This window comes from Corallococcus sp. NCSPR001 (genome assembly GCF_017309135.1).
Lineage (GTDB): Bacteria > Myxococcota > Myxococcia > Myxococcales > Myxococcaceae > Corallococcus.
Map to the genome: position 1 here is coordinate 1515538 of NZ_JAFIMS010000002.1, position 22994 is coordinate 1538531.

General features: G+C 70.3%; 19 protein-coding genes. 10 read left to right on the forward strand and 9 right to left on the reverse strand.

Translation table 11 applies throughout. The features are described 5' to 3' along the window. Positions 1-126: 126 nt before the first annotated feature. Positions 127-3276 (reverse strand): ABC transporter substrate-binding protein, encoded by a 3150-nt coding sequence (locus JYJ93_RS08315; RefSeq protein WP_206787754.1) that lies wholly within the window; start codon positions 3274-3276, stop codon positions 127-129. A 65-nt stretch (positions 3277-3341) separates the two neighbouring features. Between JYJ93_RS08315 and JYJ93_RS08320 the strand changes: the two genes are divergently transcribed. Then, positions 3342-4379, forward strand: coding sequence for a lasso peptide biosynthesis protein (locus tag JYJ93_RS08320; RefSeq protein ID WP_206787755.1), 1038 nt, complete (start codon positions 3342-3344; stop codon positions 4377-4379). Here JYJ93_RS08320 and JYJ93_RS08325 read toward each other — a convergent pair. Then, complete coding sequence (locus JYJ93_RS08325; RefSeq protein WP_206787756.1) at positions 4363-5388, reverse strand: arginine N-succinyltransferase; 1026 nt, start codon at positions 5386-5388, stop codon at positions 4363-4365. The genes JYJ93_RS08320 and JYJ93_RS08325 overlap by 17 nt on opposite strands. A 340-nt stretch (positions 5389-5728) precedes the next feature. On the opposite strand from JYJ93_RS08325, the gene JYJ93_RS08330 reads away from it, so the two are divergent. The 6 genes from JYJ93_RS08330 (at position 5729) to JYJ93_RS08355 (ending at position 10575) form a co-directional block, all read left to right on the forward strand. Next, positions 5729-6757, forward strand: coding sequence for a polysaccharide lyase (locus JYJ93_RS08330; protein ID WP_206787759.1), 1029 nt, complete (start codon positions 5729-5731; stop codon positions 6755-6757). A 193-nt stretch (positions 6758-6950) separates the two neighbouring features. Continuing rightward, entirely contained in the window at positions 6951-7658 is a 708-nt protein-coding gene (locus JYJ93_RS08335; protein WP_242543729.1) for a hypothetical protein, read from the forward strand. After that, positions 7658-8575, forward strand: a complete 918-nt coding sequence (locus tag JYJ93_RS08340; RefSeq protein WP_206787763.1) for a type VI immunity family protein — start codon at positions 7658-7660, stop codon at positions 8573-8575. Before JYJ93_RS08335 ends, JYJ93_RS08340 begins: the two co-directional genes overlap by 1 nt. A gap of 28 nt (positions 8576-8603) precedes the next feature. Then, positions 8604-9890 carry a TIGR04013 family B12-binding domain/radical SAM domain-containing protein gene (locus JYJ93_RS08345; RefSeq protein WP_206787764.1) on the forward strand — a complete coding sequence of 429 codons (1287 nt, stop codon included), beginning with the start codon at positions 8604-8606 and terminating at the stop codon, positions 9888-9890. A gap of 22 nt (positions 9891-9912) precedes the next feature. Beyond that, positions 9913-10248 carry a hypothetical protein gene (locus JYJ93_RS08350; RefSeq protein ID WP_206787765.1) on the forward strand — a complete coding sequence of 112 codons (336 nt, stop codon included), beginning with the start codon at positions 9913-9915 and terminating at the stop codon, positions 10246-10248. A gap of 81 nt (positions 10249-10329) precedes the next feature. Then, positions 10330-10575 (forward strand): hypothetical protein, encoded by a 246-nt coding sequence (locus JYJ93_RS08355; protein ID WP_206787766.1) that lies wholly within the window; start codon positions 10330-10332, stop codon positions 10573-10575. A 58-nt stretch (positions 10576-10633) separates the two neighbouring features. On the opposite strand, the gene JYJ93_RS08360 is transcribed toward JYJ93_RS08355, so the two are convergent. From JYJ93_RS08360 to aceB, 3 genes are all read right to left on the reverse strand, one after another. After that, positions 10634-11044, reverse strand: a complete 411-nt coding sequence (locus tag JYJ93_RS08360; protein ID WP_206787767.1) for a hypothetical protein — start codon at positions 11042-11044, stop codon at positions 10634-10636. Between the two features lie 210 nt (positions 11045-11254). Continuing rightward, on the reverse strand, positions 11255-12541 hold the full coding sequence (aceA, locus tag JYJ93_RS08365; protein ID WP_206787768.1) for an isocitrate lyase: 1287 nt from the start codon (positions 12539-12541) through the stop codon (positions 11255-11257). A 62-nt stretch (positions 12542-12603) separates the two neighbouring features. Continuing rightward, positions 12604-14226: a malate synthase A gene (gene aceB / locus JYJ93_RS08370; RefSeq protein WP_206787769.1), complete on the reverse strand. Its 1623-nt coding sequence runs from the start codon at positions 14224-14226 to the stop codon at positions 12604-12606. Positions 14227-14500: 274 nt separating this feature from the next. Here aceB and JYJ93_RS08375 point away from each other — a divergent pair, with 274 nt between their 5' ends. Continuing rightward, the gene (locus JYJ93_RS08375; RefSeq protein ID WP_206787770.1) at positions 14501-14860 is read left to right on the forward strand and encodes a PspC domain-containing protein; all 360 of its coding nucleotides are present in this window, start codon (positions 14501-14503) and stop codon (positions 14858-14860) included. 21 nt (positions 14861-14881) lie between these two features. Here the strand turns inward: JYJ93_RS08375 and JYJ93_RS08380 are convergent, their stop codons facing one another. After that, positions 14882-16789: a methyl-accepting chemotaxis protein gene (locus tag JYJ93_RS08380; protein ID WP_206787771.1), complete on the reverse strand. Its 1908-nt coding sequence runs from the start codon at positions 16787-16789 to the stop codon at positions 14882-14884. Between the two features lie 29 nt (positions 16790-16818). Continuing rightward, entirely contained in the window at positions 16819-17370 is a 552-nt protein-coding gene (locus JYJ93_RS08385) for a PDC sensor domain-containing protein (protein ID WP_206787773.1), read from the reverse strand. 257 nt (positions 17371-17627) lie between these two features. Here JYJ93_RS08385 and JYJ93_RS08390 point away from each other — a divergent pair, with 257 nt between their 5' ends. Next, complete coding sequence (locus JYJ93_RS08390; protein ID WP_330166756.1) at positions 17628-18170, forward strand: Uma2 family endonuclease; 543 nt, start codon at positions 17628-17630, stop codon at positions 18168-18170. Positions 18171-18174: 4 nt separating this feature from the next. Here the strand turns inward: JYJ93_RS08390 and JYJ93_RS08395 are convergent, their stop codons facing one another. Further along, positions 18175-18654, reverse strand: a complete 480-nt coding sequence (locus JYJ93_RS08395) for an MOSC domain-containing protein (RefSeq protein ID WP_269012816.1) — start codon at positions 18652-18654, stop codon at positions 18175-18177. A gap of 100 nt (positions 18655-18754) precedes the next feature. On the opposite strand from JYJ93_RS08395, the gene fumC reads away from it, so the two are divergent. Beyond that, complete coding sequence (gene fumC, locus JYJ93_RS08400) at positions 18755-20152, forward strand: class II fumarate hydratase (RefSeq protein ID WP_206787777.1); 1398 nt, start codon at positions 18755-18757, stop codon at positions 20150-20152. Between the two features lie 10 nt (positions 20153-20162). Here the strand turns inward: fumC and JYJ93_RS08405 are convergent, their stop codons facing one another. Next, positions 20163-22904 carry a hypothetical protein gene (locus tag JYJ93_RS08405; RefSeq protein ID WP_206787778.1) on the reverse strand — a complete coding sequence of 914 codons (2742 nt, stop codon included), beginning with the start codon at positions 22902-22904 and terminating at the stop codon, positions 20163-20165. Positions 22905-22994: the final 90 nt, after the last annotated feature.

A 22994-nucleotide genomic window follows, 5' to 3' on the forward strand; every position in this document is an offset into this window, starting at 1 on the left:
GCGAGGACGCCGGAGCCTCGAGTCCATGTCAGACCCCTCGGGTTGGATGGCGAGGCTTGGGCGGGGAGGGTGGCGGAGATGGAGTGGGTGAGGGTGATTGCGAAGATGGCGGCCTGGGTGATCCGCTCAGCCGCCCGCGGCGGGGTCCACCCAGAGGTCCTCGAAGCGGACCTGCGGTGGAGTCTGGTGCAGCCGCAGGTTCTGCACGGAGGCCACCGCCACCGCGTGCGTTCGGTCGTGGTACAGCGGGATGAGCGGGCAGTCCTCGCGCGCCAGCATCTCCGCGCGCCGGTACAGCTGCGAGCGCAGCTCCGGGTCGATGGACACGCGCGCCTCGGCGGTGAGCCGGTCCAGCTCCGGGTTGCGGTAGCCCAGCGGGTACACCGTCTGCGCGCTGGAGTTGAGCAGGAAGTGCAGGAACGCGTCCGGGTCCGGGAAGTCCGCCAGCCACAGCGTGCGGAACGCCGGGACCTTCCCCTCGCGCAGGCGCGCCAGGTACTCCTCCGGTGGCAGCTGCTCATGCCGCAGCTCCAGCAGCCCCGCCTGGATCAACGGCCGGAAGAGCACCGCGTCCTCGGCGGCCGTGTCGCGGCCCACCGCGTGGTGCAGGGTGAGCTGCAACCGCCGCACGCCCGCCTCGCGCAACAGCCGCTCCGCCAGCGTCAGGTCCGGCACCGGCGTGGGCCCCAGCTCCTGTGCCCCGTCCAGCAGCTCCGGCGGCGTGAAGGTGCGGGCCACGCGAGCGCCCGGGTGGAACTGCTCCACCACGCTCGGGATGTCCATGCCCGCGCGCAGCGCCCGCCGCACGCGCACGTCGTTGTAGGGCGCCTCGTTCAGGTTGAGCCCCAGGAACGCCGTGGAGGGCGTGGTGCTGGTCACCACCTGGTGCGCGTCCAGCCCATGCGCCTCCGTGTGCTCCACGTGCAGGAACGACACGAGGTCCACCTGTCCGTCCAGCAACTGCCGCACCGCCTGCGGACGCGTCTCCGTGAGGACGAACTCCAACCGGTCCAACAGCGGAAGCCCGCCGCGCCAGTAGGTGGCGTTGCGCTCCAGCACCATCCGGTCCGCCTGCATGCCCACGACGCGGAACGGCCCCGTGCCCACCAGCTTGCCCGTCGGGTCCATCTTCGCCACCGCCGTGGCGGTCAGCGCCATGAGCTGGAGGAAGAACGCCTTGGGCTCGCGCAGGCGGATCTCCAGCGTGCCCTCGTCCAGGACCTCGATGCCCGTCACCTCGCGGGCCATGCCGCTGGCGTACTCGCGCGCGCCCTCCACGTCCTCCAGCAGGCTGCGGTCCGGCGAGCGCAGCGCCGGGTCCATCAACCGCTCCAGGTGGCGCTTCACGTCCTGCGCGGTGAGCAGGGCGCCGTCGTGGAAGGTGACGCCCCGGCGCAGGTAGAAGCGGTAGCGGCGCGCGGACGGATCCGCGTCCCAGCGCTCGGCCAGGTCGGGCACCAGGATGCCGTCCTCCAGCCGCACGAGGCAGGAGAAGAGGCACGCTGTCAGCTCCGTCATCTGGTTCTCCACGGAGAACAGCGGATCCACCGTCTGCCGCGCGCGCAGCGAGCCCGACTGATGCAGGCCCACCCTCAGCGTGCCGCCCACGCGGGCCCGCGGCAGCTGGAAGCGGAACACCTCCGCCTCCAGGCTCGCCGTCTCGTGACCCAACTGGTCCACCGTGCGGTCCAGCCCGTCGCCAATGCGGATGACCCGGCGCGCGTCCTCGCGCACCTGCGCGACCTCTTCACGGATGGACGCATCACCCCGGGTGAGCACCTGGTGCGCGGCCCTCAGCTCCTCGATGGCCGCGCTCAGGCGCATGACCGCCTCGGACAGGTCGCGGCCGGTGCGCGCCTGGGCCTCGGCCTTCTGGCCGGCGCTCTGGCCCACGCGCGACATCTCTTGAATCTGGCGCACCAGGTCCCGCGCGTTGCCGGACTGCTCGATGGCCATGCGCGTGATGTCCTCCACGCGCCGGGCCACGCGCTTGCTGGCCTCCACGACGGTGGCGCCCTGCGCCTCCAGCCGCTGCGTCTCCATTACCGTGGCCTCCACGGCGGCGAAGGTGCGCTGGGTGATGGAGCGGATCTCACTGAGGGCTTCCGACGCGCGGTCGCCCAGGGCCACGCCCGCGGTGGCCTGCTCGCGGCCCTCCTGCACCAGCGCCACCGCGGTCTCCACCGCGTCGCGGATGCCGGTGACCATGGTGCCAATCTCGCGCGTGGAGCGCGTGGTGCGCTCGGCGAGGCTCCGGATTTCGTTGGCCACCACGCCGAAGGGGCGGCCGTGCTCGCCGGCCTGCGCGGCGATGATGGCGGCGTTGAGGGCCAGGAGGTTCGTCTGGTCGGCGATCTCCTGGATGACGTCCACGATGCGGCCAATCTCCAGCGACCGCGTGCCGAGCATCTCCATCAGCTCGGCCGCCTTGCGCACCGTCTCCTCCACCCGGTACATGCCCTGCACGCTGTCGCCCACCAGCGCCTCGCCGCGCTGGGCGGTGGCGGTGACGGCGATGGCCATGCTGTTGGTCTCCGTGGCGCGGCGGCGCACGGCGTCGATGCCGCCCTCCACCAGCGCGACGAAGTCCTCCGCCTCCGAAGCGAAGCGGCCCAGCTCATCTCCGGACGCGGCGATGTGGGTCAGCCGCTCCGTCATCGCCTGGGTGAGGCCGCTGGTGCGCTGGCTGAAGTCGTTGACGGTCTCCAGGCCGTCCACCACCTGGTGCAGCCGCTCGGTCATCTCCAGCAGGGCGCCCGTCGTCTCGTGCGCGAAGGTCTCGATGTGCTGCACGCGCTTGATGGCCACCTGGAGGCTGGTGCCGTTGCCGCCCACGGCGGTGAGCGTGCGCTCCACGGCGCCGCCCTGCCGGCGCGCGGCCTCCAGCAGCATGCGGGCCTGCTCGCTCACGCCGTTGCCGGTGCGGTGCAGGTTGCTCGTCACGCGCTGCACCTGGGACATGGCCCGGCGCAGGGACAGGATGAGGCGGCGCAGGTCCTCCTGGCCCTCGAAGCCGGTGTGGATGGGCGTGGTGAGGTCGCCCTCCGCCAGCCGGGACATCAGGTCGCGCCGCTCGCGCCGCCGCATGGCCGCGAAGCGAAACCACGACAGGTAGCTGCCGATGAGCCAGAGGAACGGCACGCCGAGCAGCAGCACCGCCCAGCCGGCCGTGTCATCCGGCTTGCCCGTCACCCAGAACAGCACGAAGCCCAGGATGAGGGCGGAGACCAGGGCCGCCACCAGCCCGAACGAGAAGAGGTACCGTTTGGCGCCCATGGACGGGGTGGACGCTAACCCGCCTTCTCGCGCCGGTCCTGATTTCGACGCATGCTTCATGAGACATGAAGGCCCTGCTCGCCATCGCCATGCTGGCGCTCCCCGTAAACCCCGCCAGCACGGGAGCCGAGACCGCCAGGGCCGCCAGGGCTACAAGTCCGGCCCGGTTCGTGTTCGCGTGGCGGGGCGTGCCGGTGGGCACGGTGGGCCTGTCCCTGGAGGCGGGGCGGTTCACGTACACCAGCCGGCACCTGCACGTGCGTGACGGCCACGCGGGCGAGCGCGTGCGAGAGGTGGCCCTGCGGGTGGACGCGGCGGGCCGCGTGACGGACTCGGACGCGGTGCCCCAGGCGCTGTGGCTGTGGCGGGGCCCACCCCCCGAGGGCTGCGTCACGGGCCGCGAGGAGCTGTCCGGCCAGGAGGGCCCCCACTGCGTCACGGCGAGAGGCCCCACGAGCGCCGAGGGCACGATGCTGGGCGCCCGCTTCCGCGCCCGCTATGACGAACGGGGAGAGCTCCAGGCGCTGGAGGTGGGCGACTCCCGCTTCACCCGTGCGGCCCCCGGGGCGCGGCTGCGAGCGCCGCCAGAGCTCTTCGCGGAAGGGGTGCCCGTGGAGGGCGGCGCGGAGGGCGCGCTGAGGCTCGTTCCCAGCGGGACGGTCCCCACCCGGCTGCCGGAGATGACGGAGTGGACGCCGGCCGAGGCCCGCGCCCTGTCCGCGAAGGTGCACGCGGCCTTTCCGGACAAGGGGCCCTCGGCGGCGGACTGGCGCGCGGGAGGGGAGGGCGAGGCCGGAGGCTGTCTGGCCCATGCCCTGCGCTACGCGTCCCTCGCACGCGGCCGGGGCCAGCGGGTGGGGCTGGTGCACGGGCTGCTGGTGGTGGACGGCGGCCCCGCCCGGCCGCACGCCTGGGTGCGGGTGGCGCTCAAGGGCGGCGGGACGTTGGATTTGGACCCCACGTCCCTGGACCCCGTGCGCCCGGACACGCACCTGGCGCTGGCGCTGGTGCCGCCGGAGGGCCCCGCGCTGGAGGCAGGGGAGCGCTGGCTGTCGCTCCTGCGCGGGGACTTCCGGGTGGTGCGCGCTACTCGAAAGGAATGACGGACAGCTTCGCGCCGGGCTTCACTTCGAGGATCTCCTTGGCGCGGGCGGGCAGGTGGATGACGGTGTTGTCCAGCCGGGCCTGGCAGCGCACGGAGCGGAAGCGGTTGCGGCCGGATTCGCGCTCGGCGGCGACCAGCACGTCGTCTCCCACCAGCTCGAAGTCCTCTTCCGCCAGCTTCATCGTGCGGTAGCGGCGCACCAGGGAGATGTCCGCCGTGTCCGCCTCGAAGTGCGGGCCGCCGTCGAACGGGTCGATGCGCTCCACGTACCGGAAGCCCACCCGCTCCAGCATCCGCTGCACGCCGCGCGTGGCCGGGCCCACTTCGCCCAGCACCTTCTGCACGCGGTCCGGGAACAGCGACGCGTAGATGTCCGACGCGGGGAACAACTCCTTGATGAACTCCTTGTTCTGGCGGCTCAGCCGGTCGGCCTCCAGGTAGGTGAGGCCGGTGAACTTCTTGCCGCAGGCCTCCCACAGGAGGCTGCGCCCGTCCGGGAGCAGCGGCGGGAGCAGCTCCGCCAGCACGCGCGGCCGGAACAGCCGCCGGTGCATGGCGATGAAGAGGAAGCGCACGAAGGACAGCTGCTTGCCGGGCTTGTCCGGCGTCGCGCGGTAGGGCGGGTCCACCACCAGGCCGCCAATCTCCGTGGGGCCCTCGTAGTTGTACGCGATGGACAGCACCTTGTGCCGCAGGTGCCGCTCCAGCGAGGCGGAGTAGTGCTCGCGCTCACTCACCTCATAATAGATGTGGGGCGCGTCGTACGTGCCGTGCTGGGCGATGATCATCGACGTGCCGATGATGAGGTTGTTGCGCACGTCCTCCAGCACGAAGAGGTACTCGCGCTCGAACGGGTCCTTCACCTTGCCGGCGAAGCTCTTCACCGACTTGTCGATGATGGCCTCGAGCGTCTCCTCGTTGTTCGGCAGGTTGACCGTGTTCAGCACCGCGGCAAGACGCTTCAGGCCGGGCAAATCGGTTTTCTGGACGTCTCGCAGCACGAGCATGGGGCACACGAAGGGCGCCCCGGGAAGGGAGCGCCGGAAGGGCCCGTGACCTTACACCACGCCCCCGTCCCGTCAGCCTCTTGCATGCTCCCCTGTCAATGACGCGTTGCGTTCAGGACATCGCTCCGCCGTCCGCTCGGTGGGTACGGGCAGCCCGGCCTCGACGTGAAACATGTCTCAATCCAGGGGAGGGCCTGTCTGGCTGCATGCTGTGTTGTCAGGCGTCTTGGAATGGTTTGGTGGGGGAATGAAGTGAGGGAATGGTTTGGGGTAATGTTTGTCAAAGCTTTGCTGTCAAAGCATCAGCCCCTCCCCTTCCACCTCCCCCAAGGATTCAGCATTGAAAGCACTGCACCTCTGGCTCGTGGCCTGTCTGCTCCCGAGCCTCGCTGCGGCGGAAATCGTCTGGCGGGGCGATTTCGAGACGGGAAACCGTTCCCAATACAGCGTGGAACAAATGGTGAGCTCGGACCGGCTCCAGGTGGTGACGAGTCCGGTGTCGGAAGGAAAGTACGCCCTCAAGGCGACGGTGAAGCAGGGCGATGACCCCATCAACTCCAGCGGCAACCGCAACGAGCTCGTCTACCTGAGCAACGAGAAGGTGGGGTCGGAGTACTGGTACCGCTGGAAGGTGATGTTCGCGAACGACTTCCCCAGCGTGGACGCGTGGCAGCTCTTCACGCAGTGGCACCACGACGGGTGCTGCGGGTCGCCGCCGATCGAGTTCTTCGTGAAGGGCGAGCTCATCCGCCTGACGCTGAACGACAGCGGCACGGTGTGGAGCACGGCGCTCAAGCGCGGCGCGTGGCAGGAGTTCATCTTCCACGTGAAGTGGTCCCCGGACTCATCCGTGGGCTACGTGGAGCTCTGGCACAACGGCGCCCAGGTGCTGAAGAAGACCTACGGCAAGACGATGTTCTCCGGCCAGAACAACTACCTGAAGCTGGGCCTGTACCGGGCGGACACCATCAAGCCGGTGGGCGTCGTCTACCACGACGGGATGATCCAGGCGACGAAGCGCGAGGACGTGTTCCCGGTGGTGCAGCCCGACCCTGAGCCCGTGGTGGACGCGGGTTCGCCGCAGGAGCCGGACCCGGTGGTGGACGCGGGCAGCCCGGTGGACCCGGACCCGGTGGTGGACGCGGGCAGCCCGGTGGAGCCGGAGCCGGTGGTGGACGCGGGCTCGCCCGTGGACCCCGCCCCCGTGGTGGACGCGGGCACGAACACGGGCGTGAAGCCCGCGCCGCTGGACGAGACCGAGGGCGACGCCGACTTCCGCGGCGGCTGCTCCGCGAGCGGGGGTTCGCTGGCCGCGTTCTCGCTGCTGGGCCTGCTGGGCCTGGCGCGTGCGCGCCGCCGCCGGAGCTGAGCGTCGGTGAATGATGGACCCTCCCGCTCCGGTGCGCCTGGGGCGGGAGGTGGGTTGAAGGAGCCCGCGCCTCCATGCGAGGAGGCGCGGAATGACTCCTCCCCGTTGGATGCGGTGGCTGTGCTGCCTCCTGCTGTGGACCGCGTGCGCGGGCCCAGAGGTGCGCAGGCCCTCAAGTTACTCCCAGGCGGCAATGGACTCCGCGACGTCGGGATGCCTGCGCAATCCGGCGTGCGCATCCCAGGTGGGGCAGGACGCCATCCTGCCGTGGCTGTCACGCGCGGCGGCCCGTGCGGCGCAGGCCGCGACGGTGATGCGCCTGTGGGAAGCGGCGGAGGTGGCCCGTGTGGAGAGCGTGCTGGTGGAGTGCGCGAAGCAGGCGAACTTCGACGTGAACGAGCGCCTGTTGGGGCCCGGGAAGCGGACGTCTCCCCAGGTGTGCCGGGAGAAGGTGGTGGACGCGAACGGCAGGGAAATCACTCGGGCCATGCAACTGGGAGAGGCCAAGCATTCGGCCGCGCTGGAGTGCGTGCAGCGCGCGCTGGGCGCCACGGATGAAGGACGGTTCAGCCTGGAGCCGCGCTATCTGCGGGACGCGAAGACCGGGCAGACGCGGTGGTTGGCGCCGGAGGAGGTGGCGCAATGGCTGCGGGATGGCCTGTTCCACCTGCTCACGGGGAGCATCGCGCCGGATGTGGTACTGCACGCGTTGGGCAACCCACTCCAAGCGCAGCGGGTCTATGACTTCAAGTTCCCGTGTCCCGTGACGAACCCTCCCAGGTGGGACACCTATCCTGAAGGACATCCTTTCGCGAAGAAGGAGCAGGGCGAGGTCTACTCACTGCTCCTTGGTAGAGACACTTCTCCTCGTCTCGTGTCTCCGAATCTGGGAGTCAGGTGATGGCCACTCGCTATCCAGAAAGCCGTGTCACCCTCGACATCGAAGGTGAGTCGATCGTCGTCCTGCGCGAGGCGGTGAGCATCGCCTTCTACATGGGCGGGCCCCACGAGGAGCTGGCCTTGCCACTCTGCCGCGCTCTGGAACGTTACCGGCGTGCCATCGAGCCCCATTCCCTGGATTGGTACGTGGACCGCCACGGCGATTGGAGTCCCCTGGCCGAAGAGGCTGACGCATTCCTGAGCGGGGAGTTGATGCACCCGGCGACCGGGCGCATTGAAGCGAGCGAGAAACCCGACTCCGTGACGGGGATCCGGTTCAAGTACCGGGGCCGAGGGCTGCCTCAACAACCCTTCTTCCAACTCACACCGCATGGCACCTTCGCCGCGGAGTTCTGGCTCCCCGTCGAGTTCCTGGAGCATCCAGGTCCGGACTGGGTGCGTGCATTGGCCTTCGAACTGGGGCGAGAGCTGCCCTTCCACTCTGGCTACGTGGGACTGTCCTTCGACGCCTGGGGCTGGGCGGAGTCCACCACGCCGGTGATGAAGCAGAAGGGATTCCGGCATCCTGGCCTTCTGCTGCCAGGATTGGAGACCCTGGCGCTGGAACTGGGGACACGGCTCTGGGGGCCAACATGGCTCACGTTCCTGGGGCCGCCCGTGCTCAACGAATTGGGTGGCGCGGAGGGCTTGCGCTCCCGGCTGCACTCACCCTCGACCCGGGTGGAAGCCCTGTCTCCAGAACGCGCCGTGGTCTCCCTGGGACCTGCTCCTGAAGCGGGGGACCTGGAGGCCGGTGACATCCTGCCCGCGTACCGTGAGCTGGCTCGCGTGCTGGAGCCGTGGCTCTATGCACACAAGGGCTCCTGGGGCGACCTCACGGAAGCCGAGGTCCGCCAGTGGGAGCGCCGCTTCCTCTGACCGCGCTGTGGCATCATCCGCGACCGTCATGTCGCAGCCGCCTCGCAAGGTCTCGCTCGTCCTGAGCTACCAGTACCCCGGCAAGTACGCCTTCACCGTGCTCGCTGGCGCCGTGGAGGCGGACCCCGCGCTCTCGGACGTGTCCCTGCATTTCCCTCGCAACCGCGAGGACCTGCTGACCACCGTGCGCGAGCGCGTGGACGCGGGCGACACCGTCGTCGCCGCGTGGTCCTTCTACTCCGCCAGCTTCGGCCCCTCCGTGGAGGAACTCCACTGGGTGCGCGAACGGCTGGAGGGCCGCGACGTCCTCTGCATCGCGGGCGGCGTGCACGCCACCGCTGAAACACTCCAGACGCTCCAGGCCGGCTTCGACCTCGTCGCCGTGGGCGAGGGCGAGCACACCCTGCGCGCCCTCCTGGCCCGCGTCCTCGAGGGTGAGGACCCGCGCACCACGCACGGCACCGCGCACCTCCGGGACGGCAAGCTCGTGCAGCACGGCCACGGCGAGGGCGTGCGCCTGGACGACTTCCCTCCGTTCGCCGCGAAGCACGTGAAGTTCGGCGCCATCGAGATCACCCGCGGCTGCATCTACGCCTGCCGCTTCTGCCAGACGCCCTTCATGTCCAAGGCGCGCTTCCGGCACCGCACCGTCGCCAACATCGCCCACTGGGCTCGCGAGCTGCGCCGCGCGGGCCGGCGCGACCTGCGCTTCATCACCCCCACGTCCCTGTCCTACGGCACCCCCGACGAGGCCGTGAACCTGGCCGCCGTGGAGGAACTGCTCGCCGCGGTGACGGAGGCCATGGCCCCGGACGGGCGCATCTACTACGGCACCTTCCCCTCGGAGGTGCGCCCGGAGCACGTCACGCCGGAGTCCCTGGCGCTGCTCAAGCGCTACGTGGCCAACGACAACCTCATCATCGGCGGGCAGTCCGGCTCCGAGCGCATCCTCCAGGCCACCCGGCGCGGCCACGACGTGGAGACCGTGGTGCGCGCCGCGCGGCTCGCCGTGGAGGGCGGCTTCGTGCCCAACGTGGACTTCATCCTGGGCCTGCCCGGGGAGGAGCCCGCGGACGTGGACGCCACGCTGGACCTCATGCAGCGGCTGTCCGACCTGGGCGCCCGCGTGCACGGCCACACCTTCATGCCGCTGCCCGGCACGCCCTACCGCGACGCGGCCCCCGGCCGCCTGGACGCGCGCACCCAGCAGCGGCTGGATTTCCTCGCGTCCCAGGGCCGCCTGTATGGCCACTGGAGGGCGCAGGGCGTGCTCGCGGAGGCCATCGCCGCTCGCAGACAGCCGCGCGCCCGCTAGCCGCACCCGTTACACTCCAGCGATGGCTGAACAGACGCCCTACTGGCTCCTCATCTCCGTGCTCTTCAGCTCCCAGCCCCTCACTCCGGCGCTGGCCATGACGCTGCACGAGGCCGCCTTCGAGCTGTACACGCGCGGCGAGGGCTCACGCGAGGTGGGCGGCGATCTGCTCTCCGGCCGCGTGAGCAACCTGCGCAAGGACGTGTCCCTGGGCGGCATCGCCGGGCCCGCCTTCGAGGCTGAAATCGAGACCGAGCGCGGCTCCGGCGTCGTCCGCTTCGTGCTCACCCGCCAGGGCCTGGAGATGATGAAGGCCCAGCCCCCGGACGTCGCCAGGAAGCCGCAGTACCTCAACTGAGGAGCCGTCCCCCTGGCCGCCCGGCCGCTCCCGGTCCGGCACTCCGTCACCACCTTGAGGGCTCAAGGGAGGAATGACGGCATGGACCCCAAGGACGAATACCTCAAGAAGAGCGCCGGCATCCCGCTGGACCCCAGCAAGCAGAAGGATCCGGACGAGGACGGCGACCGGGTGCCCGCGGAAGGGCGCTCCGAAGAACTCAACGACGTCACCGGGCAGAACGGCGGCCAGCGCTCCGACGTGGACAAGCCCTGGAACGACACGCGGCACCGGCACGCCGGCATCCGCGACCAGTACAGCGACGACAGCGACAAGAAAAAGCCCTGAGGTCTCCCCCAGGGCTTCTTGAAATCAAGGCTGTGAAGGACGGCCTGGGGCGAGGGGACTACTCGCGCTCCAGGTCCAGCTTCATGCCGCCCATGTGCAGGATGGACTGGGACATGGACACCGACGACATGATGGCCAGGTCCTCGATGGCCTGCATCTCCTCGCTCTTGGGCTCCGCGCCCGTCTGCGAGGCCGCGGCCTGCTGCTGCTGGGGCTGGTTGCCCGAGACGTTGATGGGCGTGGAGGTGGCGCCCGCGGTGTAGGCGTTCAGCAGCCCGCCGTGCGGCGTGGCCCCCATCTGCGCCAGCGCCGACGACACCACCGAACCCCCCGTCACCTGCGCGCCCACCTTGGGCTGCGCGGCCGCGCCCGACATCAGCGAGCCGAAGCGGCTGCCCGACACGGAGGAGGGGGTGTTCGTCGTGGCCGGCTGCACCCGAGGACCGGAGAGAGACGTGATGCGGTTCATGGCGGCTCCCGTCAAAAGGCCCCGGTCTGCACGGCACACCCGGAGGCGTGCCTGTGGGGCTTCAAGTTCGTTCCCTGCATTATCGCCCCGACGCCGGGGAAGTTGCCTGATTCGCCCAACGAACGGCGAAGGCCGCGAAATCCCAGGGAATTTCCCCCGGGACGCCGCGGCCTTCAGCGCCTCTTCAGGCGCAGGGATGATCCGCCGGGCCTAGAACTGGTGGGCCTCGGTGGACTCGTGCAGGGCCAGGGTGCTGGCGCTGCCGCCGGAGATCACCTCGGCGACCTGGTCGAAGTAGCCGGTGCCGACCTCGCGCTGGTGGCGCGTGGCGGTGTAGCCGTGCTTCTCCGCGCCGAACTCCGACTGCTGCATCTCGCTGTAGGCCGCCATGCCGCGGTCCTTGTACTGACGGGCCAGCTCGTACATGGAGAAGTTCAGCGCGTGGAAGCCCGCCAGGGTGACGAACTGGAACTTGTAGCCCATGGCGCCCAGCTCACGCTGGAACTTGGCGATGGTGCTGTCGTCCAGGTTCTTCTTCCAGTTGAAGGACGGCGAGCAGTTGTACGCGAGCATCTTGTTGGGGAACTGCTTGCGGATGCCCTCGGCGAAGGCCTTGGCCTGCGCGAGGTCCGGGGTGCTGGTCTCGCACCACACCAGGTCCGCGTACGGCGCGTAGGCCAGGCCGCGCGCGATGGCGCACTCCAGGCCGCCCTTGATGCGGTAGAAGCCCTCGCCCGTGCGGCCCGCCGCCTTGTCGATGAAGGCGTGGTCGTACTCGTCCGCGTCGCTCATCAGCAGCTTGGCGCTGTCCGCGTCCGTGCGGGCCACGAGCAGCGTGGGCACGCCCATCACGTCCGCCGCCAGGCGCGCCGCGGTCAGCGTGCGCACGAAGTGGCTGGTGGGCACCAGCACCTTGCCGCCCATGTGGCCGCACTTCTTCTCGCTGGCCAGCTGATCCTCGAAGTGCACGCCCGCGGCGCCCGCTTCAATCATGCCCTTCATCAGCTCATAGGCGTTGAGCGGACCGCCGAAGCCGGCCTCCGCGTCCGCGATGATGGGCGCGAACCAGTAGCGGTCGTTGCGGCCCTCGGCGTGGTCGATCTGGTCCGCGCGGCGCAGGGAGTTGTTGATCTTCTTCACCACGGAGGGGACGGAGTCCGCCGGGTAGAGGCTCTGGTCCGGGTACATCTGGCCGGCGTTGTTCGCGTCCGCGGCGACCTGCCAGCCGGACAGGTAGATGGCCTTGAGGCCCGCGCGCACCATCTGCACGGCCTGGCCGCCGGTGAGCGCGCCCAGCGCGTTGATGTAGTCCTCCGTGTGGAGCAGCTCCCAGAGGCGGCGGGCGCCCAGCTCCGCCAGCGTGTAGCTCACGCGGATGGAGCCGCGCAGCTTCTCCACGTCCTTCTCGGTGTAGTTGCGCTTGATTCCCTCGAAGCGCTGGGCATGGAGCTTCGCGTGAGGGGAGGCATCGGAAGTGGTCGGCGTCGCGTCGTACATGCCAGGACTCCTCGGGCTGCGGTGAAGGGTTGAGAAGACTTCGTGGAAGCGGTTGAAGAGCGTCAGGACTGCGGGTCGAGGGCCTCGTAGGCCGGCAGGGTGAGGAAGTCCTCGAAGGCGGGCGCGGTGGACAGCTGCTCGAAGAGGGCGCGGGACTTCTCCATGTGCGCCTGGCCGTAGCGCTCGACGGCGCCCTCGCGGCCCATCCGCGCCATCTCCTCCGCGAGCAGCTCGCGGAACAGCTCCGGCGTCACCTTGCGGCCGTCCTCCAGCGTGGCCTCGTGGTGAATCCACTGCCACACCTGGGCGCGGGAGATTTCGGCCGTGGCCGCGTCCTCCATCAGGTTGTAGAGCGGCACGCAGCCCAGGCCGCCCAGCCACGCGGCGGTGTACTGGATGCCCACGCGGATGTTGTGGCGCAGGCCCTCCTCCGTGCGCGTGCCGGAGGGCACCTGGAGCAGGTCGCTCTCCGTGATGCGCACGTCCTCGCGCTTGTTGGCCACCTGGTTGGGGCCCTTCATCTGCGCGTCGAAGATCTCCTTCGCCACGGGGACCAGGCCGGGGTGCGCCACCCAGGTGCCGTCGTGGCCGTTCTTCGCCTCCCGCTGCTTGTCCGCGCGGACCTTGGCCATCACCGCGTCGTTGGCGGCGGTGTCCCCCTTGATGGGGATGAAGGCGGCCATGCCGCCCATGGCGTGCGCGCCCCGGCGGTGACAGGTCTGGATGAGCAGCTGCGAGTAGGCGTTGAGGAAGCCCTTGTCCATGGTCACCTGCCCGCGGTCGGGCAGCACCACGGACGCGTCGGACTGGAGCGTCTTGATGAAGCTGAAGATGTAGTCCCAGCGGCCGCAGTTGAGACCCGCCGAGTGCTCGCGCAGCTCGTAGAGGATTTCATCCATCTCGAACGCGGCGGGCAGCGTCTCGATGAGGACCGTGGCCTTGATGGTGCCGTTCGGGATGCCCAGCTCCTTCTGGGCCAGCTGGAACACGTCGTTCCACAGCCGGGCCTCCAGGTGGCTCTGCATCTTGGGCAGGTAGAAGTAGGGGCCCGTGCCGCGCTTGAGCTGCTCGCGCGCGTTGTGGAAGAAGAACAGGCCGAAGTCGAAGAGCGAACCGGAGATGGGCTTGCCGTCGATGCGCACGTGGCGCTCCGGCAGGTGCCAGCCGCGCGGGCGCACGAACAGCACGGCGTGCTTCTCGTTCAGCGCGTAGTGCTTCCCGTTCTCCGCCGTGAAGGAGATGGTCTTGCGAACGGCGTCGCGCAGGTTCAGCTGGCCGCGCACCACGTTGTCCCAGGTGGGGCTGTTGGCGTCCTCGAAGTCCGCCATGAACACGCTGGCGCCGGAGTTGAGCGCGTTGATGATCATCTTGCGGTCCACCGGACCGGTGATCTCCACGCGCCGGTCCTGCAGGTCCGCGGGCACCGGGGACACGCTCCAGTCCCCCTTCCGGATGTCCGCCGTCTCCGGGAGGAAGTGGGGGCGCTCACCCTTGCGCCAGCCCTGCGCCACCTTCTTGCGCCGCTCCAGCAGTGCTTCCCGCCGCTCACCGAAGGTGCGGACCAGCTTCGCCACGAAGGCCATGGCCTCCTGCGTCAGCACCTCCGCGTAGTCCGGGTGCCAGGCGCCCTCCACGGTCACGCCGGGGCCGAAGGCCGGGGGAGTCTGGGAGGTGCGGGCGTCCATATCGGCTCCTGACGAGATGCGTTGTAAAAGCGGCTCAACGGGCTGAAAGATGTCCCTCCCGTCTAGGGAAGGGAAGCCTTGGTGAATTAGAAGCTGCTTGCCTGTAAGGCTGTCAACATCACCTGGATTAAATCTGTAAATCGACTGACGCAGCCGGCCAGAACCCCCCGGAATCACGACATTGGAGGGCGGGTGCAATCGCGGGCGGTGGGGTCCGTAGGTAGGGATGGGACCCCCATCGTGCCAAGCGGGGGCCTGACTGGGAGGTCACCTCATGGACGTCACGACACGCTGCAGGGCCTGTTCGAAGGAACTGTCCGGGGAGGCGCCGCGCTGCCCGCACTGCCGTGCGCGGACGGTGCCGATGCACCGGGGCGAGGGGCGGGCGCTCCTGGGGGTCTGCTCGGCGCTGGCGCGCGAGCTGGGCGTGGACGTTTCGCTGGTGCGGGTGGCGTTCGTGCTGATGCTGTTCGCGTCCGCGGGGATGAGCGCGGCGCTCTACCTGCTGCTCTGGGCGTTCATCCCGGCGAAGGCGTACGGCCGGGCGCCGCTGCAGGGGACGCTGGACTGGGTGTCCAAGGTCGCGAACACGCCCGTGGACGACGACACGCCTCGCTGGGAGAAGCGCGTCTGACGGGGCCGCTGGCGCGTCCCGCTAGACGCGCCAGACGCCGGCCACGGACTCCATGCGCTCGGCCGCGCCGCGCAGGGCGTGCGTCATGCGCTGGGTGCCGTGCATGGCCTGGAGGGTGTCGTCCATCATCCGGGACAGGTCCGTGACGGCGGTGAAGATCTGGGCGATGCCGGCGTTCTGCTGGATGACGGCGGCGGCGATCTGCTGGGCCGCGGATGCGTTGTCCTGGATGATGTCCGTCAGCGCGGCGAGGCTCTGACCGCTCTCGCGCACCTGGGCCAGGCCCGCCTCGGAGCGGCGCTGGCCCTCTTCTGACAGCGCCACGGTGTCGTGGATGCCGCCGCGGATGGCGTCCAGGATGTCGCGCACCCGGCTGGTGGCCTGGATGGACTGGTCCGCGAGGCCGCGGATCTCCCTCGCCACCACGCCAAAGCCCCTGCCGTGCTCGCCGGAGCGCGCCGCTTCGATGGCCGCGTTGAGCGCGAGCATGTTGGACTGGTCCGCCAGGTCCTTCACCGTCTGGGTGATGCCACCAATCTGGCGCGTGCGCTCGTTGAGGGAGGAGATGCCCTCCGCCAGGCGCGCGCCGTGCTCGCGCAGTTGTTCGAAGCCGTCCAGGCTGGCGCCGAGCGCCGTCTGGCCGGAGCCGCCTGCTTCACGCGCGCGCGCCACCAGCGCGAGCACCGCCTGCGAGCGCTCCGCGGCCAGCTGCGAGGTCTGCTGAATCTCCTTCGCGGTGACCTGCGTCTCCTGGATGGCGGTGCCCTGCCGGATGAGGTTGCGCTCCTGCTGCTCGGTGGCCTCGGTGAGCTCGCTCACCGTTTGCCCCAGCACGCGGGTGGCCTGCTGGAGGCTGGTGGTGGACTCGCGCAGGTGGTCCATCATCCGGGAGAAGGCGGAGGCCAGTTCGCCCACTTCGTCCTGGTGGCCGTGGGCCTCCACCTTCTGGGTGAGGTCGCCCTCGCGCACCACGCGGGACACCAGCTCGCTCAGCGTGGCGATGGGCCGCGTCACCCCTCGCGCCAGGGCCCAGGCGGCCAGGGCGGCGAGCCCCAGGAGCAGGGCCCCCGCGAGCAGGCTCAGTTGCAGGAAGCGCCGCAGGGGCAGGTAGGCCTCGTCCGCCTCCATCGCCGCCACGAAGCGCCAGTCCTCGCCCGCGGCGAAGCGGTGGGCGGCGTCGTTGTGGACCTCGGCCCGCACGGGGTTCGCGAGGCTCGGCGTGCCCTCGGCGCGGGCGCTGAAGAGGCGGGCGCCGTCCGGGGCGAGGATCTCCAGGGTGAAGCTCTTCTGGCCCCGGTCCTGGGCCCGCTGGAGCGCGCCCGCGACCACCTGCTCCAACTGGCCCCAGTCATACGCGGCCAGCAGCACGCCCACCCGCGCGCCGGAGAGGGGGCTGAGCACGGGCAGGGCCAGGGGCATCACGGGGCGGTCGAGGAAGGGGTCCTTCTTCGTGAGCGCGCCCGTGAGGACGCCCGCGTCCAGGCGGTCCTCCAGCGCGGTCTGGAACCAGGGCGCGGCGCGCACCTCCTGTTCGCGGCCGGCGAAGGCCTGGCGCAGCTCCGGCCGGCTCGCGGAGACGGCGCGCCCGTCGGGGGTGAACAGCACCAGCGCGGCGAAGCTGGTGTGCCGGCCGTTCAGCGACGCGAGCACCGCGTCGCTCTTGGCATAGGTGTCGAAGAGGAGCGCGCCGCGCACGATGGCGTCCTCGGTCCAGGCGCGGGCGTTCGCTTCGCGCTCGTGCAGCGAGGCTTCGATGAGGTCCTGCAGGCCGTCCGCCTCCACCTGGAGGACGCCGTGCACCTGCTGCTCCAGGTTGCGGCGGAGGGTGTGGACCCCGGCGCCGACGGCGGGGAGGAGGGCCGCGGCGAGCAGCAGGCAGATCCACAGCGTGAGGCGGCCGCGCAACTTCAATCCGGACAGCAGTCGCATGCGTGAGGACCCAGGGTGGACGGTCGGTGTCACAGGTCGAGCAGGGACAGGCCCACGGTGAGCGCGCCAATCACCCGGGCGCCGTCGCGGACGGGGAGGGACACCTGGATGACGTAGGCCTGGGAGGACTCGTCGAAGAAGGGGGCTTCCCTCAGCGCGGGGCCGCCGCGGCCCCGGGCGTAGGTGAGGCGCCACTTGTCCTCGTCGCCCTGCCAGTAGTCGGACGTGCGCCGGCTGGCGCAGACGAGCGCGCCCTGGTCATCCATGGCGAAGGCCTCCGCCATCGCCGGGCCCAGGCGCTCGCGCAGGCGGAGGAGCGCGCCCGTGCAGGGGCCGTCCAGCACGTGCTGCTTGTGGGGCGTGAGGGACGGGGTCGCCAGCCATTCCGCGTCCAGCTGTTGGATGGTGGCGAGCGGCGTGCGGCGCGCGTTCTGGGCGCGAAGGGCACGCACCACTTCGGGGTCCTCTGCCAGACGCCGCAGGTGGGGCATCACGCCCTCCACCTTGTGGAGCTGCGCGACACCGTCGGGAGGAAGCTGGCCCCCGATGGCCAGCGCCAAACCCAGCCATTGCATGGACATTCAGGCGCCCCCAGGAGCCGTGAGAACGATTGAGAAAAGTGTGTCACGGCCGCCCTGGCGGCGTCACCCAGGCAGGCGTGATTTGAATAATTCAAGCAAAGCTTGTTTTCATCGGGTTCAGGGCAGACGGCATTGCACGGGCCTGTCTTCCTGCCTCCATGCGCCGGGCATGGTCGGCCCTCGGCTTGAGGATGTCAGGGGTAGGGGGCATCCTTGCGCGCATGGGCGATGGAAACGGGAGCGGGAAGGGGAAGTCGGTGTCGTACGCCGTCCTGGAGGACGTGCCGCCGACGAAGGTGGGGGAGATCATCGAAGGGGAGCTGGTCGTCAGTCCCAGGCCGGCGTCTCCCCACGCGCGGGCGGCGACGAAGCTCGGTGGCTGGCTGGATGGGCCGTTCGACGAGGGCAGCGATGGTCCCGGTGGATGGGTCATCCTGGATGAACCGGAGCTGCGCTTCTCGGGGACGGGGGATGCGCTGGTGCCGGACCTCGCGGGATGGCGCCGCGACCGCATGCCGCGCATTCCAAACACCCCTGTCTTCTCCCTGGCTCCGGATTGGATCTGCGAGGTGTTGTCACCGTCCACCTACCGCTGGGACCGGGGCCCGAAGATGCGCGTCTATGCGCGCGCGGGCGTGGAGTGGCTGTGGTTCATCGACCCGCTGGCGAAAGGGTTGGAGATCCACCGTCTCCAGGAAGGCCAGTGGCGCGTGCACGAGGTCCACCTTGGAAGTGGCACCGTGAATGCTGTCCCCTTCGATGCGGTGCCCCTGAACCTGGGCAGGCTCTGGAGCCGGTGACCGCTCAGGGCAGCCTGGGTCGGATGATGCGCGGGGCGTCCGGGTTCACGTCCAGCAGGCGCACGGTGTCGCCTTCGTGCACGGTGCCTGCCTTCAGCACCCGGGCGAGCTGACCCCTTCTGCCCCAGCTGTCCTTCAGCAGGCCGGGGCGCAGGGCGTCCAGCTTCCAGCAGGGCACGCAGGGTTCGGTCAGCTCCACCACCACCTCGCCTCCCAGCGCCAGCCGCTGTCCCGGCGGCAGCGCGTCCAGGGGCAGACCCTCCACCAGCACGTTCTCCTTGAGCGCGCCTCCGGGCACGTCCAGCGACTGGCGCTGCGCTTCGTCCATGAGCAGGAGCTGACGCTTGTGTCCCACCGCCCTTCGCTGGTGACGGTCGCCCTCGAAGCCGTGCTGCTCCACGGCCCGTGCCTCCGGGACGCGGCGCATGGGCGTGCCTCGCTCCTGGGCGAGGAAGAGGGCCTTGATGATTCCAGCGGTGCTCACGACGTGACACTAACGCCCGGTCCTTCACTCTGTCCTGCCACGCCAGCGCGGCGGTGTTAATCGCGCGGGACATCGTTCCTTTTGCGCGGAGGCCGCACCCGTGAGCACGAAGAATGTTCGCATCGAGAAGGACACCTTTGGTCCCATCGAAGTCCCCGCCGACCGGCTCTGGGGCGCGCAGACCCAGCGCAGCCGCCAGAACTTCGCCATCTCCTCGGAGCGCATGCCGCTGGCGCTCGTGCACGCGCTGGTGCTCGTGAAGAAGGCCGCCGCGCTCGTGAACCAGGAGAACGGCTCCCTCTCCCAGCAGAAGGCCCAGGCCATCGTGAAGGCCGCGGACGAGGTGCTCGCCGGCCAGCATGACGAGGAGTTCCCCCTGCTGGTGTGGCAGACGGGCAGCGGCACGCAGACGAACATGAACTGCAACGAGGTGCTGGCCAACCGCGCCTCGGAGCTGTTGGGCGGCGAGCGGGGCGAAGGGCGCAAGGTCCACGCCAACGACGACGTCAACAAGGGCCAGAGCTCCAACGACGTGTTCCCCACCGCGATGAACGTGGCCGCCGTGGAGGCCGTGGTGAAGCACGTGCTGCCGGAGTTGGTGGCCCTGCGCGACGTGCTCGCCCAGAAGTCCCAGGCCTTCCAGTCCATCGTGAAGATTGGCCGCACGCACCTGCAGGACGCGACGCCGCTCACCCTGGGCCAGGAGTTCAGCGGCTACGTGGCGCAGCTGGACCGCGCGAAGGGCCACATCGAGGCGGCCCTGCCGCACATGCTGGAGCTGGCGCTGGGCGGCACCGCCGTGGGCACCGGCCTCAACGCGCCCCCGGGCTACGCCGAGCGCGTGGCGGCGGAGATCGCGAAGCTCACCGGCCACGCCTTCGTCACCGCGCCCAACAAGTTCGAGGCGCTGGCCGCCAACGACGCGCTGGTGCAGGGGCACGGCGCGCTCAAGGGCCTGGCGGCGGTGCTGTTCAAGGTGGCCAATGACATCCGCTGGCTGTCTTCGGGGCCGCGCTCGGGCATTGGTGAAATCAACATCCCGGAGAACGAGCCGGGCAGCTCCATCATGCCGGGCAAGGTGAACCCTACGCAGAGCGAGGCGCTCACCATGCTGTCCGCCCAGGTGATGGGCAACGACGTGGCCATCTCCCTGGGCGGCGCGTCCGGCAACTTCGAGCTCAACGTCTTCAAGCCACTCATCATCCAGAACTTCCTGCAGAGCTGCCGCCTGCTCGCGGACGGCATGCGCAGCTTCCGCCTGAACTGCGCGGTGGGCATCGAGCCCAACCTCCCGCGCCTCCAGGAGAACCTCCAGCGCAGCCTGATGCTCGTCACCGCGCTCAACCCGCACATCGGCTACGACAACGCGGCGAAGATCGCCAAGACGGCCCACAAGCAGGGCAAGACGCTGAAGGAGGTGGCGGTGGAGCTGGGGCTCGTCACCGCCGAGCAGTTCGACCAGTGGGTGCGCCCGGAGAAGATGACCGGGAACCTCTAGGCCTCTCGCCTCACGGCATGGGCAGGGCCCACAGCTCCCGGCCGTGGGTGGGCGTCCAGGCCGGGAAGAAGACGCGGTCGCCCGAGGGCACCAGGGGCCAGGCGGGCGCGGAGGACAGGGGCCCCGGCGCGATGTCCGCGGCGCGCACCGTGCCTTCGGGCGTGCCGTCCGTCCTCCAGAGCTCCAGGCCGGAGGCGCCGTCCGACGCGGCGAAGAGGAAGGGGCCTCCGGGCCTGCTCCGCACGAGCGGGCCCGGTGTCGCCACCGCGCTGAGTCCCCCTTGCGCCTGCATCAACAGGGTGGGCTCGCCCCCGGGCCCCGCGCGCCACAGCGCGTAGCCGTTCGTGGGGGTCGCGGCCCAGAAGAGCAGGTGGTCGTCCTGCACCGTCAGGTGGCTGGGCCACAGGGGCGTGCCTTCCGGCCCGAAGGTGCCCGTCATCGCGTTCACGACCTGTCCGTCCGTCCGGCACAGCTGGGGCGCGCCCTGGCCAAAGCCGCAGGGGAAGTAGAGCGCGTCCCCAAGGGCCACGCCGGGATCCGTCAGCGACGGGTGGGCGCCGGGCATGACGCCCAGGGGCACCGTGCCCTCGGGCGTGCCGTCGCTCTTCCAGAGGGTGAGCGGGTCGCTCTGGTAGCCGGTCCAGAAGAAGAGGCGGTCGCCCACGGCGGCGCCTCCGAAGATGACCCGGTAGGACTCCGGGGGCAGCAGTTGCACGGTGCCCGCCTCGGTGCCGTCGCTGGTCCACAGCTCGGAGCTCTCCATGCTCGGGGTCACCGCGAAGAAGAGCCGCCGGCCCACGGGCATGAGGTTCGTCGCGAGGTAGGGGGTGAGGCCGGCCTTCAGCCGCACGGTGCCCCTTTCCGTCCCGTCCGTCTTCCACAGCTCGTGCTGGACGCTGCCCGCCTTTCCGGAGTCGACCAGGAAGTACGCGGGGCCCTCCGTGAGGAGGGGGCGGGAGGTGAACATCTCCGGGCCCCCCGACGAGACCCAGCGGCTCAGCGAGGACGCGAGCCGCGTGGCGCTCCCGGACGCCGGGGCGTAGTGCCAGAGGGAGTAGGGCACCCCGAGCTCCGGGGCCGCGGACGCGAACAGGAGCTGCCCGTTCACGACGGTGAGCATCTCCGGTGACAGCCGCACGCGGCCGTCCTCGCCCGTGACGGGAGGCTTCGCCTGGACCGTTCCCTCCGCCGTGCCATCGCTCTTCCACAGCCGCCAGGTGTCCATCCGGGTGGGGTCGCGCTGGGTGAAGTACAGCGTGCCTCCCAGGTCCACCGCCTCCGTGAGCGCATCCCACGAGTCCGCGGGCAGGGGAGACGGCGGCGCGACCTGGGTCGCGGGGCCGGTGCTTCCATTGTGCGTCCAGAGCCCGTCCTCCAGGCTGCTGAGATAGAGGACGCCTCGCGCCCGCATCTCCAGGCCCATGGGCACGGCGAGCGGCGCCGACACGGCCTTCGCCTCGGCGGTGGTCGCTCCCACGCGCCACAGCCGGAGCGACGTGTCCGCCGGCGTGGTGGCGAGGAAGAACAGGGCGTCCTCGGTGGCGACCATCCGTCCCCCGGTGGGTTGCGGCGTCTGCTGTGCGCCGTCATCCCAGACGTTCACGCGCGTCGTGTTCTCCCCGGCCCCGAGGGTGCGGAACAGGCGCGTCCCGACCTCCGTGCGCGCGGTGAAGTAGACGGAGAGGCCCTGGCGCGTGAACGCGGTGGGGTGGGAGCTCGCGGTGCCGGGGTTCATGTCGGCGATGAGGGTGGTGCCCTGCGTCGTGCCATCCGTCCGCCAGGGCTCGCTGCCGGTCAGCGGGTCCTCTCCGCTGAAGAACGCCATGCCGTCCCGCACGAAGAAGCCGTCCTGGTCGCGGTCCGGGGCGACGTCCGCGAACGGGACGGTGCCGTCCTCCGTTCCATCCGAGTGCCAGAGGACCACCCTGCTGAGGCCTCCCAGGGCCTGCGCCCAGAAGATCACCTGGTTGCCCAGCCGGGTGAGCCGCCGGGGCGTCTCCACGTTCCCATAGGGGGGCAGGAGCGCCAGCCGCCGCGTCCCCTCCATCGTCCCGTCCGCCCTCACCAGCTGCCAGCCCCCCACGGAGGACCGGGCGGTGACCAGCACCGCGTTGCCCAGCGTCGCGGCGCTCGAGTCCTTCAGGGAGAGGCGGGCGTCGGGTGGCAGCGCCACCTTCCGGCTGCCCCCGGGCGTACCGTCGCTGAACCAGAGCGAGGCCGCGTCCTCGCCGGAGTCCGTGAAGTCCGGCGCCGACAGGTAGACGCCGCCGCTCGCGGCGACGAGGAAGCCCGGGCGGCGGGGCAGCGCCAGCACCAGGGTGGTGCTCTCCGCGGTTCCCCGGGTGCGGAACAGCGCGAAGGTGTCCGCGCCGCGAGGAATCACGGTGTCGAGCGCGTAGGTCGTCCGGGCCACGAAGTAGACGCTGCCGTCGTCCGCGCGCGTGAAGGTGTCCGGCTCGGAGCCCGGGAACCCGGGCAGCAGGTCCAGCAGCATCGCGGTCCCCTGCGCGGAGCCGTCGGTCGTCCAGAGCTCGCGGCCGTGGACGCCGTCGTCCTGGGTGAACAGGAGCGTGGTGCCCAGGTCCATCAGGTCGCGGGGCGCGCTCGTCCTCTTCCCGGGACGGTCGCCCGTCTGTCCATCCCAGACGGGGTACGCGTCCCGGGGACCTTCTTGCGGCGTGCTCTTCTCGCCGCAGGCCGTCCCCAGGACCAGCGCACCCGTCAGCAGCATCTTCACGGACTTCGACGTCATGCATCCCCCTCTGCGCTGGACCCGCGATGGCGGGGCCCGCGTGGCGGGGAATCCCTATCAAATCCGACGGAGCCTTGGACAGACACGCTC